Source organism: Methylophaga sp. UBA3613, from assembly GCF_002375415.1.
In the GTDB taxonomy this organism is placed as follows: Bacteria; Pseudomonadota; Gammaproteobacteria; order Nitrosococcales; family Methylophagaceae; genus Methylophaga.
Genome location: NZ_DFLS01000008.1, coordinates 229,239 through 246,493 on the forward strand (window position 1 = coordinate 229,239; position 17,255 = coordinate 246,493).

The 17,255-nt window shown below is 45.2% G+C and carries 16 protein-coding genes; 15 read left to right on the forward strand and 1 reads right to left on the reverse strand.

Translation table 11 applies throughout. The features are described 5' to 3' along the window. Nucleotides 1-65: 65 nt before the first annotated feature. Together B3S93_RS10975 and B3S93_RS10980 are read left to right on the forward strand one after the other, a co-directional pair. The gene (locus B3S93_RS10975) at nucleotides 66-2,540 is read left to right on the forward strand and encodes a TonB-dependent siderophore receptor (protein ID WP_292402094.1); all 2,475 of its coding nucleotides are present in this window, start codon (nucleotides 66-68) and stop codon (nucleotides 2,538-2,540) included. Nucleotides 2,541-2,666: 126 nt separating this feature from the next. Continuing rightward, nucleotides 2,667-3,116 (forward strand): CBS domain-containing protein, encoded by a 450-nt coding sequence (locus tag B3S93_RS10980; RefSeq protein ID WP_292355418.1) that lies wholly within the window; start codon nucleotides 2,667-2,669, stop codon nucleotides 3,114-3,116. A 59-nt stretch (nucleotides 3,117-3,175) separates the two neighbouring features. Here B3S93_RS10980 and B3S93_RS10985 read toward each other — a convergent pair whose 3' ends face one another. Beyond that, nucleotides 3,176-3,463 (reverse strand): DUF3579 domain-containing protein, encoded by a 288-nt coding sequence (locus B3S93_RS10985; protein ID WP_292355419.1) that lies wholly within the window; start codon nucleotides 3,461-3,463, stop codon nucleotides 3,176-3,178. Nucleotides 3,464-3,621: 158 nt separating this feature from the next. Here B3S93_RS10985 and ileS point away from each other — a divergent pair, with 158 nt between their 5' ends. The 13 genes from ileS to ccoP all read left to right on the forward strand — a co-directional run bounded on the left by ileS (nucleotide 3,622) and on the right by ccoP (nucleotide 17,048). Continuing rightward, entirely contained in the window at nucleotides 3,622-6,423 is a 2,802-nt protein-coding gene (ileS, locus tag B3S93_RS10990; protein WP_292748823.1) for an isoleucine--tRNA ligase, read from the forward strand. 10 nt (nucleotides 6,424-6,433) lie between these two features. Next, nucleotides 6,434-6,901 (forward strand): signal peptidase II, encoded by a 468-nt coding sequence (lspA, locus tag B3S93_RS10995; protein ID WP_292402385.1) that lies wholly within the window; start codon nucleotides 6,434-6,436, stop codon nucleotides 6,899-6,901. Further along, a complete protein-coding gene (gene hisC / locus B3S93_RS11000) occupies nucleotides 6,898-7,995 on the forward strand; it encodes a histidinol-phosphate transaminase (RefSeq protein ID WP_292402100.1) in 1,098 nt (365 codons plus the stop codon). Before lspA ends, hisC begins: the two co-directional genes overlap by 4 nt. Continuing rightward, nucleotides 7,992-8,879: a prephenate dehydrogenase gene (locus B3S93_RS11005; protein ID WP_292402102.1), complete on the forward strand. Its 888-nt coding sequence runs from the start codon at nucleotides 7,992-7,994 to the stop codon at nucleotides 8,877-8,879. The genes hisC and B3S93_RS11005 overlap by 4 nt, the downstream gene beginning before the upstream one ends. Nucleotides 8,880-8,898: 19 nt before the next feature. Continuing rightward, the gene (gene aroA, locus B3S93_RS11010; RefSeq protein WP_292402105.1) at nucleotides 8,899-10,218 is read left to right on the forward strand and encodes a 3-phosphoshikimate 1-carboxyvinyltransferase; all 1,320 of its coding nucleotides are present in this window, start codon (nucleotides 8,899-8,901) and stop codon (nucleotides 10,216-10,218) included. Next, entirely contained in the window at nucleotides 10,211-10,873 is a 663-nt protein-coding gene (cmk, locus tag B3S93_RS11015) for a (d)CMP kinase (protein WP_292402108.1), read from the forward strand. The genes aroA and cmk overlap by 8 nt, the downstream gene beginning before the upstream one ends. Before the next feature lie 109 nt (nucleotides 10,874-10,982). Then, nucleotides 10,983-12,656, forward strand: coding sequence for a 30S ribosomal protein S1 (gene rpsA, locus B3S93_RS11020; protein WP_292355430.1), 1,674 nt, complete (start codon nucleotides 10,983-10,985; stop codon nucleotides 12,654-12,656). A 112-nt stretch (nucleotides 12,657-12,768) separates the two neighbouring features. Beyond that, nucleotides 12,769-13,059 (forward strand): integration host factor subunit beta, encoded by a 291-nt coding sequence (locus B3S93_RS11025; protein ID WP_069296502.1) that lies wholly within the window; start codon nucleotides 12,769-12,771, stop codon nucleotides 13,057-13,059. Between the two features lie 5 nt (nucleotides 13,060-13,064). Further along, nucleotides 13,065-13,457, forward strand: coding sequence for an MTH938/NDUFAF3 family protein (locus B3S93_RS11030; protein WP_292355434.1), 393 nt, complete (start codon nucleotides 13,065-13,067; stop codon nucleotides 13,455-13,457). A gap of 351 nt (nucleotides 13,458-13,808) precedes the next feature. Continuing rightward, the gene (gene ccoN, locus B3S93_RS11035) at nucleotides 13,809-15,230 is read left to right on the forward strand and encodes a cytochrome-c oxidase, cbb3-type subunit I (protein WP_292355436.1); all 1,422 of its coding nucleotides are present in this window, start codon (nucleotides 13,809-13,811) and stop codon (nucleotides 15,228-15,230) included. Nucleotides 15,231-15,240: 10 nt separating this feature from the next. Continuing rightward, on the forward strand, nucleotides 15,241-15,918 hold the full coding sequence (gene ccoO, locus B3S93_RS11040; RefSeq protein WP_292355438.1) for a cytochrome-c oxidase, cbb3-type subunit II: 678 nt from the start codon (nucleotides 15,241-15,243) through the stop codon (nucleotides 15,916-15,918). Then, nucleotides 15,911-16,120 carry a cbb3-type cytochrome c oxidase subunit 3 gene (locus B3S93_RS11045; protein ID WP_292355440.1) on the forward strand — a complete coding sequence of 70 codons (210 nt, stop codon included), beginning with the start codon at nucleotides 15,911-15,913 and terminating at the stop codon, nucleotides 16,118-16,120. Before ccoO ends, B3S93_RS11045 begins: the two co-directional genes overlap by 8 nt. Beyond that, the gene (gene ccoP, locus B3S93_RS11050) at nucleotides 16,113-17,048 is read left to right on the forward strand and encodes a cytochrome-c oxidase, cbb3-type subunit III (RefSeq protein WP_292355442.1); all 936 of its coding nucleotides are present in this window, start codon (nucleotides 16,113-16,115) and stop codon (nucleotides 17,046-17,048) included. Before B3S93_RS11045 ends, ccoP begins: the two co-directional genes overlap by 8 nt. The last annotated feature ends 207 nt before the right edge of the window (nucleotides 17,049-17,255 follow it).

The following is a 17,255-nucleotide window of genomic DNA, read 5'->3' on the forward strand; positions in this document are numbered from 1 at the left end:
GTTTTTATTTCTCACGTGACAGTACAGATAGAGACTTGAATTGTTACTGGAGAACGAGAAATAAAATGTTAAAAACTACCCTTCAAACACCGACGCTATTGAGCGCCGTGACCCTCGCAATACTCTTTAGTGGTGGCTTATTGTTCACCACAACCAATACAGTGCAAGCGGCTGAAATGTCGACCAAAGGCCTTCATGATCAAGTTAAGTTTGATATCAGCGCAGGCTCACTGTCTTCTGTTTTAAATCAATTTGGCCATCAAGCCGATATTTTATTGACCTACTCACCAGAACTGACTCAGGGACTGCAAAGTCAAGGACTCCGCGGGGAATATTCAGTAGAAGCAGGCTTAACACAGTTATTAAAACCCACCTCACTTACTGTTCAAAAACAAGCGGATAAGAGTTTCTTGATCACTGATACAGGTTCGACAAGTGCCTTATTGCCAGTGGTTACCGTAACGGGACAGCAGACAGTCATTTCGCCTTATGCACCATTAGCGGGATATGCAGCTGTCCGAAGTACCTCAGCCACCAAAGGCAGTGCCGATTTATTGGATACACCACAATCCGTTTCTGTTATTACCCAGCAGCAACTGCAGCTTCGTGGGGCATTAAATGTTCAGGATGCATTACGTTACACGCCGAGCTTGAGTGTTCCTTACGGCTATGACACACGTTATGACTGGTTCAGTCTGCGCGGTTTTGATGCCAAATCACAAGTTTACCGAGATGGTTTATTGCAACCGACCAGTCTTTACGGTTTGCCACGGGCTGATAATTACACACTGGAACGGATCGAAGTGCTCCGTGGCCCTAGTTCAGTGCTTTATGGGCAGGCGCAGCCGGGTGGTCTGGTGAATCTGGTCAGTAAACGGCCGACCGAAGAAACACGACGTGAATTGCGAGTATCTGCGGGATCGGATGATTTTGCTGAATTAAGTGGTGATTTCAGCGGCGCGATTGATGAAGACGGCCAATTTTTATATCGCCTGATAGTCTTGGGCAATGAGGCCAACACAGAAGTCGATCAAAATGAAACCAGGCGTAAATTGATCGCACCATCAATTACCTGGAATATAAGTGATGACACACAACTTACGCTGTTAGCATTGCAACAAAAAGATGATCAGATCTACAGTTTTAATCAACATCTCTCGCCTTATATTCTTGAAGCTTTCAACGCTATGGGGACAACTTACGATATTGATAACGGCTTTTTTATTGGTGATGATGATTTCAACAAGTTCGAGCGTGATTATCAATCAGTGGGTTACGAGTTCTCCCATGTCATCAACGATAGTTGGGCATTTCGCCAAAACCTTCGCTATGACAAGGTGGATCTCAACTATCGCTATCTGTCACTACGCGGTGGTAATCCCCTTACCGCTGACTTACAGCGCAACGCAGCAATAGAGAATGAAAAACTGGATGCGCTTGCCATTGATAATCGTCTTGAAACGGTTTTTGACACAGGTGCTCTGGCTCACCAAATGATGATTGGTTTGGATTGGCGCTATAGCAATGCCGATGAACAGCGCTACAGAAGTAATGCCCCGTCTATTAACTACCTGAGTCCTGACTATGATCAGGAGATCGCCTATCCGGCCTTGCTAAAAGATCGAGAGGTTTACAGTCGTCAGACTGGTGCCTATCTTCAGGATCAGATTGCCTATAACAAATGGCGTCTGATGGTGGGTGGGCGTTATGACTGGGTGAAAACGGATATTGATGTCAATTTTGACAGGGAAAATTCTGCTTCTGATGTTAGTCAGTCAGAAAAACAGTTTTCCGGTCGATTGGGTCTTGTCTACAAGTTTGATAATGGTATTGCGCCTTATATCAGTTATAGCGAAGCATTTAATGTTGTCAACGATACCGATGTTAACGGTAATTTGTTCGATCCCGAGCTCTCTGATCAATATGAGATTGGGGTTAAATTTCAACCTGAAGGCAGCGACAGCTTTATCAGTTTGGCTTTGTTTGAACTGACCAAAGAGAATTATGTGTTAAGTGAATATAACTCTGCCGGTGTAGCCACTCGCCGGCAAGTCGGTGAAGTTAAATCCAAAGGGGTAGAAATTGAAGCTGCAATGGCTTTATCAGATAGTTTCAGATTATCGGCAGCCTATAGTTATATTAATGCTCGTATCACCAAATCACCTAATGCCTGGGAAGAAGACAGTCGAACCCCAATGCAACCTGACGAGACTGCCAGTGTCTGGCTGGACTATACCCAACAAACCGGGATGTTTAAAAACTTGGGATTAGGTTTGGGGCTGCGTTATGTGGGTCAAAGCAGCTACTCGACGTTAAATAACAACACGATTGCTTTTGTAACCGGTGAGACCGTCGCTGAGCTGGACAGTGAAAGTTATACCGTTATGGATGCCAGCCTGCGTTATCAGATTCAAAATATTGGACTGGCATTACACGTCACAAATTTATTCGATAAAGAATACGATACGTCATGCACTGAACAACTATGTTATTTCGGTGAAGGGCGCCGTGTTATGCTAACGGGCAGTTACAACTGGTAATGGACATATGAGGCTACATAGCTTCGGCTTGTAGCCTCTGATTTATATTGAAACTTTATTGACAGTCTTGCTAATTGGCGCCACTCTCAAGCAGAATGAATTTTCCATTCGTTACCGGAGAGAGAGATGAAAGTCAGACTCATTACCAAAAACAAAGGTAAGCCGGTTATCGGCCTGACACCAACCGATTCGCTGGACAAAGCCGTTCATTTGATGATGGAACATCGTATTGGTTCATTAGTGGTGACGGATAACGGTGCGTTAGTGGGAATTTTGTCAGAGCGTGATTTGCTGAATGTGTTGCACAAGAAGCACGCCATGTGGGAGCCGAAAACTGCCGCTGATGCCATGACACCCAATCCCTATACTTGTGATCCGGATAATACGCTTGAAGAAGTGATGAATATGATGGTCGAGCATAATATCCGTCATTTACCGGTAGTTTACAAAGGCAATCTTGAAGGCATGTTATCCATAACCGATATTGTGGAAGAGCTGCTGAAAAAAGCGAAGTTTGAAAATAAACTGTTAAAAAATTATATCCAGAACTGGCCGGACGCCGAACATGAAGATTAGAGCCTGTTTATCTTTCCATCGTCATCTCTGTTGAGACTAAAATAGCGCCAATCTTCAGCCTATGATTCGGGTAGCTTCGCCATTCTTTCAACTTGCAGCTGGTTATCGTCAGCAAATTCGATGAGAAACTCGAACAACATGACATCTTCTTCTTCAAGCTGCGCATCAATTACTACACATTTTGTGCCTTCCAATGAGGCGAGTTTTACCCGTGGGTGAAAGATAATTCTTCTACCAGGACCATAACTGGCCACCGCACCACACAGTCGTTCAGCCCAGTCACTGGGGCGAAATTTACCGCCGTCTTTGGTGATGCCTTTAATGATCACTTTTTCCGTTGCAGTCATTGAATGTGGTGCTCTTAAATTAACAAAGGGGACAATGATTGGGCATTTTACTGTGTAACATCAGGCAAAGGCCAAACAAACTCTTTTCAGTGATTTAGGTCAGCGCGAAAAACCCGTATAATCGAGCGCTTTATTATTTGACGACAACGAGACGTTTTGTGGCCGACTACAAACAGACTTTAAATCTTCCTGCGACTGACTTTCCAATGAAAGCTGGCTTGCCCAATCGTGAGCCAGTAATGTTAAAGCATTGGCAGGAGCAAGACCTTTATCAGCAGTTGCGACAAAAAAATCAAAATAAACCCAAATTCATTCTGCATGATGGACCTCCATATGCCAATGGTGAAATCCATATCGGCCATGCCGTTAATAAAATCCTCAAGGATATTATTCTTAAATCCAAAACCCTTAGTGGTTTTGATACTCCCTATGTTCCCGGCTGGGATTGCCATGGTCTGCCTATTGAATTAAATGTCGAGAAAAAAGTTGGTAAGCCCGGTGTAAAAGTCAGTCCGGCAGAGTTCCGTCAGGCCTGTCGTGACTATGCGGCTAAACAGGTTGATGGGCAACGTGAAGATTTCAAACGACTGGGTGTACTGGCCGATTGGGATAATCCTTATCTGACCATGGATTTTCAGTTTGAGGCTGACATTATCCGCACATTGGGTGAAATCATTGAAAACGGTCATTTACACAAGGGTGTGAAACCGGTTCACTGGTGTGTGGATTGTGGTTCAGCTTTGGCTGAAGCCGAAGTCGAATATGAGGATAAAACGTCACCGGCCATTGATGTCCGTTTTCCTTTGGTCGATGTGGCTGCATTTGATAAAGCCTGTCCGAACAATGGCTCTGGCGCTGTCAGCATTGCTATCTGGACTACCACACCATGGACACTGCCTGCCAATCAGGCTGTTTGTTTACATCCTGAGTTAGATTATGTTGTGGTGCAATGTGATAACGAGCGTTTGGTGCTCGCTGAAGCGTTGTATGAAAAAGCGCTGGAACGTTATCAATTAACCGGTGAAGTGATTGCCCGGGTTAAAGGCGCAACGCTTGAAGGTTTACAGTTGCAACACCCGTTTTATGATCGCAAGGTGCCAGTTATTCTGGGTGACCATGTCACGACTGATGCCGGTACCGGTGCGGTACATACTGCTCCCGGTCACGGTCAGGATGATTATATTGTTGGTCTGAAATATAAGCTGGAAGTAGATAATCCAGTGGGGGGCAATGGTGTGTTTTTGCCTGATACCCCAGTGTTTGCCGGTGAGTCGGTATTTAAGGCCAATCCACAGGTTATTGAATTATTAAAAGAAAAATCGGCTTTGCTGTGCCATATCGATATCCGTCACAGCTATCCACATTGCTGGCGGCATAAAACGCCGATTATTTTTCGTGCCACACCTCAATGGTTTGTCAGCATGAATCAGAATGGTTTGCGCGATCAGGCCATGCAGGCGATTGCTACCACTAAATGGATGCCGGACTGGGGCCAGAAACGTATTGAAAATATGGTGTCAGGTCGTCCGGATTGGTGTATCTCTCGCCAACGTACCTGGGGTGTGCCTATTCCATTATTTGTTCATAAGCAGAGTGGGGAATTACATCCCGATTCACAGGCTTTAATCGAAAAAGTTGCTTTGGCTGTTGAACAGGAGGGTATCGATGCCTGGTTTGATATGGATGCCAGCGATTTGATTGGTGCAGACGCAGAAAATTATTTCAAAGTCACCGATACGCTGGATGTCTGGTTTGATTCCGGAGTCTCACATGCCTGCGTGTTAACCCGGCGTGATGATTTACAACGCCCTGCGGATTTGTATCTTGAAGGCAGTGATCAACATCGTGGCTGGTTCCAATCATCATTACTGACATCAGTTGCTACTACTGGTAAAGCACCTTACAAAGCGGTGCTGACCCACGGGTTTACCGTGGATGCCGAAGGGAAGAAAATGTCCAAATCCAAGGGCAATACGGTTTCACCGCAAAAAGTAGTCAATAATCTTGGTGCCGATATTATCCGTCTCTGGGTAGCGGCGACGGATTACAGTGCTGAAATGACGGTATCGGATGAAATTCTGAAACGCACCGCGGACTCATATCGCCGTATTCGTAATACTGCACGGTATTTATTATCGAATCTGAATGATTTTGATCCTGCCGCCAATCTGGTCGCCACGGAGAAGTTATTACCACTGGATCGCTGGGTACTGGATCGTGCCTATCATCTGCAGCTGGAAATCCTGGCGGCTTATGAAAGCTATCAGTTCCATCTGATTTATCAGAAAGTACATAACTTCTGTGCCAATGAGCTGGGCAGTGCCTATCTGGATATCACCAAAGATCGGCAGTATACGATGCCAGCTGACAGCCTTGGACGCCGTTCATCGCAAACAGCTATGTATCATATCCTCGAAGCGTTAAGCCGCTGGATTGCACCGATACTGAGTTTCACTGCGGATGAGCTTTGGGAGTTTATTCCGGGTCAACGTAATGCTTCGGTGTTATTGAATGACTGGTATCAATCTCTGGAACCGTTATCGCAAGATAGTGTTTTGTCGGTGGCTGATTGGCAACAGTTGTTTTCTGTACGTGAAGCCGTAGCAAAAGAATTGGAAAACAAACGAAATCACGGCGAAGTAAAAGGCGGTTTAACTGCTGACGTTAATCTGTATGCAGAAGATAAGTTGCTGGATGTATTGAATAAAGTTGGCGATGAGTTGAAGTTCGTATTGATTACATCGTCGGCGAGGCGTTTTGCAATGGCAGATAAACCGGGAACGGCTATTAATACCGGTTTGACGGGCCTGGCAGTCAATATTCAAGCTTCTGCAAATTCTCGCTGCGAACGTTGCTGGCACCAAACTGACGATGTGGGCAGTCACGCTGACCACCCTGAATTATGTGGTCGCTGTGTTGAAAACGTAGATGGCGATGGCGAAACCCGCCGTTTTGCCTGAGGCCAATATTATGATGAAGTGGTTATGGATTAGCGCCCTGGTTATTGTGCTGGATCAGCTGACCAAAGTTGTTATGGCAAACTGGCTGGAGCTTTATCAAACCGTTGCCGTGATGCCGTATTTCAATTTCACTTTGGCACATAATAGTGGAGCGGCATTCAGTTTTCTGGCGGGGGCCGGTGGTTGGCAACGCTTTTTCTTTATTGGTCTGGCGATCTCCGTTTCAATAGTGTTAATGATTTGGTTATCACGTTTGAAAGCGCAGGCAAAAGTCGAAGCGATAGCAATTGCATTGATTATTGGCGGTGCTATCGGCAATGTTATTGATCGATTCATCTATGGCTATGTTATTGATTTTATAGATATCTATGTTGGAAGTTATCACTGGCCAGCCTTTAACATAGCCGATGCGGCTATTTGTATTGGCGCCGTATTGTTGATTGTGGATAGTTTCAAAAAACCAGCGGAGCAAAAATGAATCTGTGTGATTTAGCGGTAGAAAGCATTGCCGGTTTGCAGCCTTATGTACCGGGAAAACCCATTGAGGAATTACAACGTCAATATGGCGTAAGAGATGTCATCAAACTCGCCTCAAATGAGAGTCCGATTGGTCCATCACAAGCTGCACAAGCTGCAATTGCGTTGGCAACTCGCGATTTAACCCGTTATCCGGATGGTAATGGCTATGCATTAAAACTGGCTTTATCTGAAAAGTTTCAGATTGATGCCAACCAGATTACCTTAGGGAATGGTTCTAACGATGTGCTGGAGCTTATTGCTCGCTGTTTTGCTTCACCTGCGGATGAAGTCATATTCTCCCAACACGCGTTTGCAGTATATCCATTGGTGACGCAGGCAATAGGTGCCACATTGGTGGAAGTGCCCGCCAAACAGTATGGACATGATTTAACAGCCATGCAGCGGGCCATCACTGAAAAAACCAAGCTGATTTTTATTGCCAATCCTAACAATCCCACCGGAACGCATATTCCGGCAACGGAAGTTCATACTTTTCTGCAGTCAGTTGCTGATAACGTGATAGTCGTATTGGATGAAGCCTATATTGAATATGGCGATGAAGAGGTAAACAGCATTGATTGGCTCAAACAGTTTCCTAACTTAATCATTTGCCGTACCTTTTCCAAGGCTTATGGTCTTGCGGGATTACGGGTGGGTTTTGCGCTATCAAGTCCAGAGATTGCTGATTTATTAAATCGTCTGCGCCAGCCATTTAATGTCAATCATCTGGCGATGAGTGCTGCGATTGCCGCGTTGGGCGATGAAGATTATCTGCAACGTGCTAAACAGGTGAATACCGAAGGGATGCAGCAATACATCGATGGCTTTGATGCGATGGGATTGAATTATATTCCCTCAAAAGCCAATTTTATCTGTGTTGATGTAAACACCAATGCTGCTGATATTTATGAAAAGCTGCTGCAACAGGGCGTTATTGTCAGACCGGTTGCAGGCTATGGTCTGCCAAACCATTTACGCATCAGCATCGGCCTGGAGCATGAAAACCAGCGTTGTCTTGAAGCATTGGCAAACAGTTTGTCAGAGGCCAAATGATTAATCATCTGGCTATCATCGGCGTTGGACTGATTGGCGGTTCACTGGCTTTGGCATTAAAAAAAGCCGGATTGGTTGAACAGGTGACAGGTTTCTCTCGCTCTCAGGCCGCGCGTGAAGAAGCTTTGGCGTTAGGTATTATCGATAAAGCAGCAGCGTCGCTGGCGGAGGCCGTAGCAGATGCCGATATGGTATTTGTGGCAGTACCAATGGGGGCGATGCAGGCAGTATTTGAACAAATAGCACCGCATCTTAAACCGCAGACGATTGTGACTGATGGTGGCAGTGCCAAACAACAGGTTATTGATGCGGCTCGCCAGGCATTGGGGATTAAGTTTGATCACTTTGTGCCAGGCCATCCGATTGCCGGTACTGAGAAAAGTGGCCCATCAGCTGCGTTTGCTGAGCTTTATCAACAGCATCGGGTCGTTTTAACCCCAGTGGCAGAAACCAATAAATCAGCTCTGGAACAAGTGCGTCAAATGTGGCAACAGGCCGGTGCAGATGTATTTGAAATGGAGGTTGAGCATCATGATGTGGTGCTGGCTGCTACCAGTCATTTACCGCATGTTTTGGCGTTTAATCTGGTCGGAATGTTAGCCCAGCGTGAAGATTGCGATGAAGTATTGCGATATGCCGCTGGTGGCTTTCGAGATTTTTCCCGGATCGCGTCAAGTGATGCAGTGATGTGGCGGGATATCTGCCTCGGCAACCGTAGTGCGATTCTAGAATTATTACAACAATATCGTAGTGGTCTGGATAAGATTGAACAGGCGATTCGGCAAGATGATGGCGATTATCTTATTGATATATTCGGGCGAGCAAAACGGGCCAGAGATACACGTTTCGCCGATCCAGATCTGAAAGATAACAGCGAAGTGTAAAGTGGGAGTGAACAGTAGCGTGAGCGGGCAGCAGGATCGTAAATTTATAGTACAGGCTGGTGGTCAATTAACAGGCAGCTTCCGCGTGCCCGGAGATAAATCCATTTCACATCGTTCTATTATGCTGGGATCACTGGCAGAGGGTGTGACTGAAATCAGCGGTTTTCTGGAAGGTGAAGATGCACTGGCGACATTGGCCGCTTTTCGTGCCATGGGTGTCAAAATTGATGGTCCGACGGATGGCAAAGTCACCGTGCATGGTGTCGGTATGCATGGACTGAAAGCCCCGGAAAATGATGTATATGTCGGTAACTCTGGCACGTCAATTCGCTTATTAAGTGGTTTACTGGCAGGGCAAAGTTTTGATGTGACGATGAGTGGTGATAAATCTTTATCAGGTCGTCCCATGCGTCGGGTAACCGACCCCTTAGCCCTGATGGGGGCAAATATCGATAGTGCTGATGGTAAACCGCCTCTGACTATTCATGGTGGCCATAAATTAAAGGCTATTGAATATGACTTGCCAATGGCCAGTGCTCAGGTTAAATCCTGTCTGTTACTTGCCGGCATGTATGCTGAAGGAACCACTAGCGTGACGGAACCTGCCCCAACTCGCGATCATACTGAACGCATGTTGCAAGGCATGGGATATCCAGTCGTGGTTCACGGTAACCGCATCAGTATTCAGGGTGGCGGAAAATTAACCGCAACCAGTATTGATGTGCCCGGCGATATTTCCTCGGCCACGTTCTTTATGGTGGGAGCCGCTATTGCACCGGGTTCGGATATTACTCTGCAACATGTAGGTATTAACCCTACGCGGACGGGTGTCATCAATATTTTGAAGCAAATGGGTGCGGATATAAGCTTGAGCAACGAAGCGGTAACCGGTGGTGAACCGGTGGCAGATATCCGGGTTCGCTATGCACCGTTGAGCGGAATTGAAATTCCTCAGGATCAGGTGCCATTGGCGATTGATGAATTTCCGGCAATATTTATTGCCGCAGCCTGTGCAGAAGGCCGCACAGTATTGACGGGTGCTGAAGAATTACGGGTTAAAGAGAGTGATCGAATTCAGGTCATGGCTGATGGATTACAGGCACTAGGCATAGACGCTCAGCCAACGCCTGATGGCATGATTATAGAAGGTGGCATTATTGGCAGTGGCGAAGTGGATGGACATGGTGATCACCGTATTGCGATGTCATTTGCTATGGCGGCATTACAGGCTGGCGGCGCCATACAGATTAATGACTGTGCCAATGTGGCCACCTCATTTCCAAATTTTGTCGAATTAGCGACTCACTGTGGTTTGCAGATTGATGCCTTCGATGTCTGATATACCTGTATTAACAATTGATGGTCCAAGCGGCTCCGGAAAGGGCACTTTGGCCCAGCGTATGGCAGAAAAGCTGGGTTGGCACTACCTGGATAGTGGGGCAATTTACCGTGTCCTGGCTCAAGCGGCAATAAAGCATCAAATTGATTTAACTGATGAAGCAGCGCTGGCATCCATAGCGGGTCAGCTGGATGTGCAATTTGTGTTAAAGGATGGACAGTTGCAGGTTGTTCTCGAAGGCGAAGATGTTTCGTTACTGATTCGTTCTGAACAGGCCGGCAATGCCGCATCAAAAGTTGCCGCATTTCCGGCAGTTCGCTCAGCTTTATTACAAAGACAGCGTGATTTTTGCCAACCGCCAGGTTTAGTCACAGATGGCCGCGATATGGGTACGGTGGTGTTTCCAGATGCGCCATACAAAGTCTTTCTCACAGCCAGTGCCAAGGTTCGGGCGGAGAGACGATATAAGCAGTTGAAAGAGAAAGGAATTGATAGTAACCTTTCCGATCTCGTAGCCGAAATATCAGAACGTGATGAACGGGATACGCAACGTGAAGTAGCGCCACTACGGCCTGCCGATGATGCCGTTATTCTCGATTCAACACAACTCGGTATCGAAGCTGTTTTAGAAAAAGTCAGTGCATTAATCGGCTGATTTATTAGGGTACTTGTCTGGGTGTTCCAGGCAGGTTTTTTGTTAATTTCCTGCAATCGCAGGACTAACGGGCGATTCTGTTATCTGAACAGGATCAAGGATATTTATAATGAGCGAAAGCTTTGCTGATCTCTTTGAAGAGAGTCTAAACGCAACCCCAATGCAACCAGGCAAAATTGTTACCGGTACGGTAGTCAATGTTGGTCCTGATGTTGTTATGGTTAACGCAGGTCTGAAATCTGAAGGCGCTATCCCAGTTGCCGAGTTCATGAACGAAAAAGGTGAAATCACCGTTTCTGTTGGTGATTTGGTCGATGTTTCTCTGGAAACACTGGAAGATGGATTTGGTGCAACACAATTATCACGTGAAAAAGCCAAAGCCGCTGAAGCATGGATTAGATTGGAACATGCATTTGAAGCCAATGAAACTGTTATCGGTATTATTTCCGGTAAGGTTAAAGGTGGTTTCACTGTAGATCTGGAAAACATCCGAGCGTTTCTGCCGGGTTCACTTGTTGATGTACGTCCTATCCGTGATACTTCACACCTCGAAGGCAAAGAGCTTGAGTTCAAACTGATTAAGCTGGATCGCCCACGTAACAATATCGTTGTTTCTCGTCGTGCCATTATGGAAGCTGAGAACAGCGTTGAACGCGAAGCCCTTCTGGAAACATTGGAAGAAGGCAAAGTTGTTAAAGGTATCGTTAAGAACCTGACTGATTACGGCGCGTTTGTTGACTTGGGTGGTATTGACGGTCTGTTGCATATCACTGATATGGCATGGAAACGTGTTAAACATCCTTCAGAAGTTGTCGCTATCGGTGACGAAATCGATGTACAGGTTCTGAAATTTGATAAAGAACGTGAACGTGTATCGCTAGGCCTGAAACAGTTGGGCGACGATCCATGGAAAGATATCGCACGTCGTTATCCAAACAGCACCCGCATCCAGGGTAAAGTCACTAACATTGCTGACTACGGTTGCTTTGTTGAAATCGAAGATGGCGTTGAAGGTTTGGTTCACATGTCTGAAATGGACTGGACCAACAAAAACGTTCACCCTTCTAAACTGGTTACTTTGGGTGATGAAGTTGAAGTTATGGTTCTGGATATTGACGCTGAACGACGTCGTATCTCACTGGGTATCAAACAGTGCCAGACTAACCCTTGGGAAGAGTTCTCAATGACTCATAACAAAGGTGATAAAGTCAGCGGCGCTATCAAATCAATCACTGATTTCGGTATCTTCATTGGTCTGGATGGTGGCATTGACGGCCTGATCCACTTGTCAGACATCTCTTGGGAAGAAGAAAACGAAGAATTAATTCGTGACTTCAAAAAAGGCGATGAAGTGGAAGCGGTTGTATTGGCGATTGACCCTGAACGTGAACGGATTTCACTGGGTATCAAACAATTGCAGGACGATCCGTTCTCAGCTTATCTGTCTGAACACCCACGTGGCACCGTTGTGACTGGTAAAGTCATTGCAGTTGATGCTAAAGGTGCAACGATTGAATTGGCTGAAGGTGTTGAAGGTTACGTTCGCGTAGCTGATATCGCACGTGAGCGTATCGAAGATGCCAGCAAAGTGCTGAATATCGGTGATGAAGTTGAAGCTAAATTTACAGGAATGTCTCGCAAGGATCGCACGCTGACTCTGTCAATCAAAGCTAAGGATGATCAGGAAGAATCTGAAGCAGTGAAAGAGTACAGTAATGTTAGTTCCGGCAATACCACTTTAGGTGATTTGCTGAAAGAACAGATGAATCAGAAAGACAGCTAATCTGATCATTGGGTGAGCATCCGGTCAGGCCGGATGCTCATTTTCTTGTTATACAGCTGCCTTTTTATTTAAGGCATAACCCAAAAGTCTACTGCCGGGAATCTAGGAAATTATGACCAAGTCTGATTTGATAGAAATACTATCCGAAAAACAATCTCTATTGAATTACCGAGACGTTGAACTAGCGGTGAAGTTAATTCTTGAACAGATGAGCGATTGTCTGTCACGTGGTGATCGTATTGAGATCAGAGGGTTTGGCAGTTTCACCTTGCATCATCGTCCACCAAGAGTAGGACGTAATCCAAAAAGCGGTGAATCCGTTAAACTTGATGAAAAATATGTACCACACTTTAAACCCGGAAAAGAATTACGCGATCGCGTTAATAATGCCGCTGGTTTTTAACAAAAATGAAAATTAGTCAGGAAGCCGTTACTGACGCTCTTGTAATTAAAAGTTATGGCGACGGCTTTCTACTGATTCAAGCTCCAAATCAAATTCCACAACAAATAACACATGACTGTGTTTTATCTCCTGAAGGTGTATTCGATGCACTGGATCTCCAAACTCTCGCTGAACAGTCTAGCGATTCTCAAATTGAGATAATAAAATCCTTCAATGCTGACGTTGTCATTATGGTGAATAACGAAGGTATTACTCCCAATATATTACAAATTACTGGCAACCTGGCACAGTATGGGATCTCACTGGAAACCATGTCACTTGGCGCTGCTTGCCGTACCTATAACTTGCTGTTGAATGAAGGCAGAAAACCAATAGTATTGATTTACTTTTACAATTAATGCGGATGACGACTAATGCACCGCAATTGAACAAGTAAATAACCATATTAAACATATGGATTAAATCATTGTTTTTACGTTACTTATTAGCTTCTGCTGAAATAGCTTTTTTGCTAATACTTGACCCCGTCAGATGAAGTCAGGAAAATTCTCCTATTTGGATAACTTCAAGCCAGTGAAAGTAGAAGCAAAACCAGCAAAATTGATCTGGATCACGGATTTGAAATCATCAACCTAGTTGTTTTGCGGTAAAATTCATTAGCTGGAACGTTAGGCAGAATGAAATGGGGTTCTGTTTTCTTAATAAAGAAACAGTGAAAGAGTTTTCATGAAAGAGAAGGTGTGATCGCTATGCAGGCGAAACAACAGTACAACTTTGAAGTGGTCAAATGGTTCGCCTATATGGCGTGTGTCTATTTGGTTGCTGGAACAGGTATGGGTGTATTTATTGCATCGCAGTTAGCCTGGCCAGATTTGAATTTTGATAATCCGTATATCAGTTTTGGTCGACTACGCCCATTACATACCAATACGGTTATCTTTGCGTTTGGTGGTTCGACTTTGATGGCGACAGCATTTTATGTTGTTCAACGCACCTCTGGCGTCAGACTGTGGAGTGATAAATTGGCATGGTTCACCTTCTGGGGCTGGAACCTGATTATTCTCGGAGCCATCATTACTCTGCCTTTAGGTCTGACTCAATCAAAAGAATATGCTGAACTGGAATGGCCGCTGGATATTTTAATTGCGGTGGTTTGGATTGCCTACATGTTCAATTTCATCATGACCTTATCGATCCGAAAGGTTTCGCATATCTATGTTGCCAACTGGTTCTTCCTGGCAATGATGATCATGATTACCTACCTCCATGTAGTCAATAGTCTGTCTATTCCCGTCAGTATGTGGAAATCCTATTCCATTTTCTCCGGGGTTCAGGATGCGATGATTCAATGGTGGTGGGGTCATAACGCTGTTGGTTTCTTCCTGACTGCTGGTTTCCTAGGCATCATGTATTACTTCGTACCTAAACAGGCAAACCGTCCGGTTTACTCGTACCGCCTGTCAGTTATCCACTTCTGGGCGCTGGTATTCGGTTATGTCTGGTTGGGGGCTCACCATCTTCAATATACCGCTCTGCCAGATTGGACCGGTTCACTGGGTGCAGCCATTTCCCTTGCGATGATTATTCCTTCATGGGGTGGTGCGTTAAACGGTATGTTTACCCTGAGCGGTGCGTGGGACAAATTACGTACAGACTATATTTTACGTTTCCTGATTGTCTCTTTGGCGTTCTATGCGATGTCAACTTTCGAAGGTCCGGTTATGGCTTCGAAAACCGTAAATGCGTTGTCACATTACACTGACTGGACTATCGGTCACGTTCATTCAGGCGCACTTGGTTGGGTTGCAATGGTTTCTGTGGGTGCCTTGTACCATATGGTCGAACGTATGTGGGGTACAACCATGTATTCAGTCAAACTGGTCAATCTGCATTTCTGGATGGCGACTATTGGTACCGCAATTTACATCACTGCAATGTGGGTGTCCGGTATCATGCAAGGCCTGATGTGGCGTGCATACGATGAATATGGCAATTTGGCCTACACCTTTGTTGAGTCTGTAGCACAAATGCATCCTTATTACGCGATGCGTGCAATTGGTGGACTGATTTTCTTCCTGGGTGCGGTCATCATGCTGTTTAACGTAACAGTGACTATTCGCCGCGCGATTGCAAAACCGTCCGCCGAAATGGCAACTGCAGCGAATATTTGAGGGTATCAGCATGGCTAAAAAATCTAATAAACGCATTAGCTTTCAAGAGTGGGTTGAACAAAATGTGTGGGGGCTGGTGCTAGCGACGGCTTTGGTAGTGTCAGTCGGTGGTATTGTCGAGATCGTTCCATTGTTCTATTTGGATAATACTTTTGAGGATGATGTTTTTCCAGAATACGAAGAACTGCAGGGTGTACGTCCATACACTGCACTTGAGCTAGCTGGACGTGACATTTATCAGCGGGAAGGTTGCTATCTGTGTCATTCACAAATGGTACGTCCATTCCGTGATGAAAAAGATCGTTATGGTCATTATTCATTGGCTGTTGAGTCCAAATATGACCACCCATTTCAGTGGGGTTCCAAGCGTACCGGTCCTGATTTAGCGCGTGTTGGTGGTAAATACTCTGATGCATGGCATATTCAGCATTTGCGTGACCCGCGTTCTGTTGTACCTGAATCCGTTATGCCTAGATATCCTTGGCTGGACAAATCCACCATCGATGGTGAAGGCATGGTTAAGCGACTCAAAGCAATGAAAGTCCTGGGGGTTCCTTACAGTGATGAAGAAATTCTGGGAGCAGCAGAATTCGTAGAAGGCAAAACTGAAATGGATGCTCTGGTCGCTTATCTGCAAGTGCTTGGCACCATGATTCAATTTGAACCAGGAAGAGATTACCGTGAGTGATTTTCTGTCTTATTTTAAGACAAACTGGTCTGCAATGACCGTAAGCGATTGGGTGGGTACCATTCTGACGGTTGTTATTTTCTTACTGATGTTTGGTATGTATTTCTGGGTGTTACGCCCTAAAAACAAAGAAAAACTTGAATCGCATCGTGACTTGCCACTGAGAGATGACGATATAAATTCGGAGAAAAATGATGGCTGATAACAATAAAAACCCAAATGAATGTCCTGATACCGGACATGAATGGGATGGCATCAGAGAATTGACTAATCCACCGCCGCGTTGGTGGACAATAGCTTTATACCTGAGCGGTTTGTTAGTGCTGGTGTATTTTATTCTTTATCCTTCTCTGCCATTAGTGAATGGAAACACCGAAGGTATTCTGGGCTGGACGCAGATCAATGAATACAAGGATGACATGGCAAAAATTCAGGAAAAACGTGCACCTTTTGAAGATCGTATTGCTGCAATGTCAGCAGAAGAAATTCTCGAAGATGATGAGCTGTTACGCTATGCAGTAGGTTCAAGCAAAGTGCTTTATGGTGACAATTGTGCCGCTTGTCATGGTGTGGGTGGATATCCTCAACCTGGTTCGGGATATCCTATCCTGGCTGATGATGACTGGTTGTACGGTGGAACGGTAAACAAGATCATTGAAACCCTGGCCAAAGGTCGTCAAGGAATGATGCCAGCACATGCTGAGCTGTTAACCGAAGAAGAAGTGGATGGTCTGGTTGAATTCGTGTTGAGTAACTCGGCTGGTGAAGCCACCGAAGCGCAATGGAAACTTTACAACGAAAAAGGTTGTGTAGCATGCCATGGTGCAGATGCTAAAGGCATTCAGCAATTAGGCTCGGCTAACTTATCAGATAAAGTCTGGCGCTTTTCTGGGGAACCGGATGAAATTCGCCATACGATTCTTCACGGCGTAAATGCTGCGAATGATCCAAAGACTCGTATTGCAGTAATGCCAGCCTGGAATGAAAAGCTTGCCGTACGTTTGGAAGCAGAAGAATACGGTGATGATCCTGAAGAATATTATGAAGGTGATGAAACTCAACGGCTTTCAGAAACTGAAATCAAAAAACTGGCTGTTTATGTCCATCAACTCGGTGGTGGCGTAGAGTAGACTCAAGCTAACGTAATTACGAGTCGATAGATTCAAGGAGATTGATATGGGTTTAGATGCTGTAGCGATTGGTGCGATTGTAAGTCTTGTATTGACAATTGTTGTGATTGGCGTGATTGCCTACAAGGTCGTTAAAAACATGGAAGACAGTTCCAACGATAATTGACAGAGCGACGAATCAAAAAAAGCCGATTTTGTCGGCTTTTT

Excerpts from the sequence above, each read along its gene's own strand:
- B3S93_RS10975 (WP_292402094.1), top strand. The coding sequence starts at position 66 with ATGTTAAAAACTACCCTTCAAACACCGACGCTATTGAGCGCCGTGACC.
- B3S93_RS10980 (WP_292355418.1), top strand. The coding sequence starts at position 2,667 with ATGAAAGTCAGACTCATTACCAAAAACAAAGGTAAGCCGGTTATCGGC.
- B3S93_RS10985 (WP_292355419.1), bottom strand. The coding sequence starts at position 3,463 with ATGACTGCAACGGAAAAAGTGATCATTAAAGGCATCACCAAAGACGGC.
- lspA (WP_292402385.1), top strand. The coding sequence starts at position 6,434 with ATGATGAAGTGGTTATGGATTAGCGCCCTGGTTATTGTGCTGGATCAG.
- hisC (WP_292402100.1), top strand. The coding sequence starts at position 6,898 with ATGAATCTGTGTGATTTAGCGGTAGAAAGCATTGCCGGTTTGCAGCCT.
- B3S93_RS11005 (WP_292402102.1), top strand. The coding sequence starts at position 7,992 with ATGATTAATCATCTGGCTATCATCGGCGTTGGACTGATTGGCGGTTCA.
- cmk (WP_292402108.1), top strand. The coding sequence starts at position 10,211 with ATGTCTGATATACCTGTATTAACAATTGATGGTCCAAGCGGCTCCGGA.
- rpsA (WP_292355430.1), top strand. The coding sequence starts at position 10,983 with ATGAGCGAAAGCTTTGCTGATCTCTTTGAAGAGAGTCTAAACGCAACC.
- B3S93_RS11025 (WP_069296502.1), top strand. The coding sequence starts at position 12,769 with ATGACCAAGTCTGATTTGATAGAAATACTATCCGAAAAACAATCTCTA.
- B3S93_RS11030 (WP_292355434.1), top strand. The coding sequence starts at position 13,065 with ATGAAAATTAGTCAGGAAGCCGTTACTGACGCTCTTGTAATTAAAAGT.
- ccoN (WP_292355436.1), top strand. The coding sequence starts at position 13,809 with ATGCAGGCGAAACAACAGTACAACTTTGAAGTGGTCAAATGGTTCGCC.
- ccoO (WP_292355438.1), top strand. The coding sequence starts at position 15,241 with ATGGCTAAAAAATCTAATAAACGCATTAGCTTTCAAGAGTGGGTTGAA.
- ccoP (WP_292355442.1), top strand. The coding sequence starts at position 16,113 with ATGGCTGATAACAATAAAAACCCAAATGAATGTCCTGATACCGGACAT.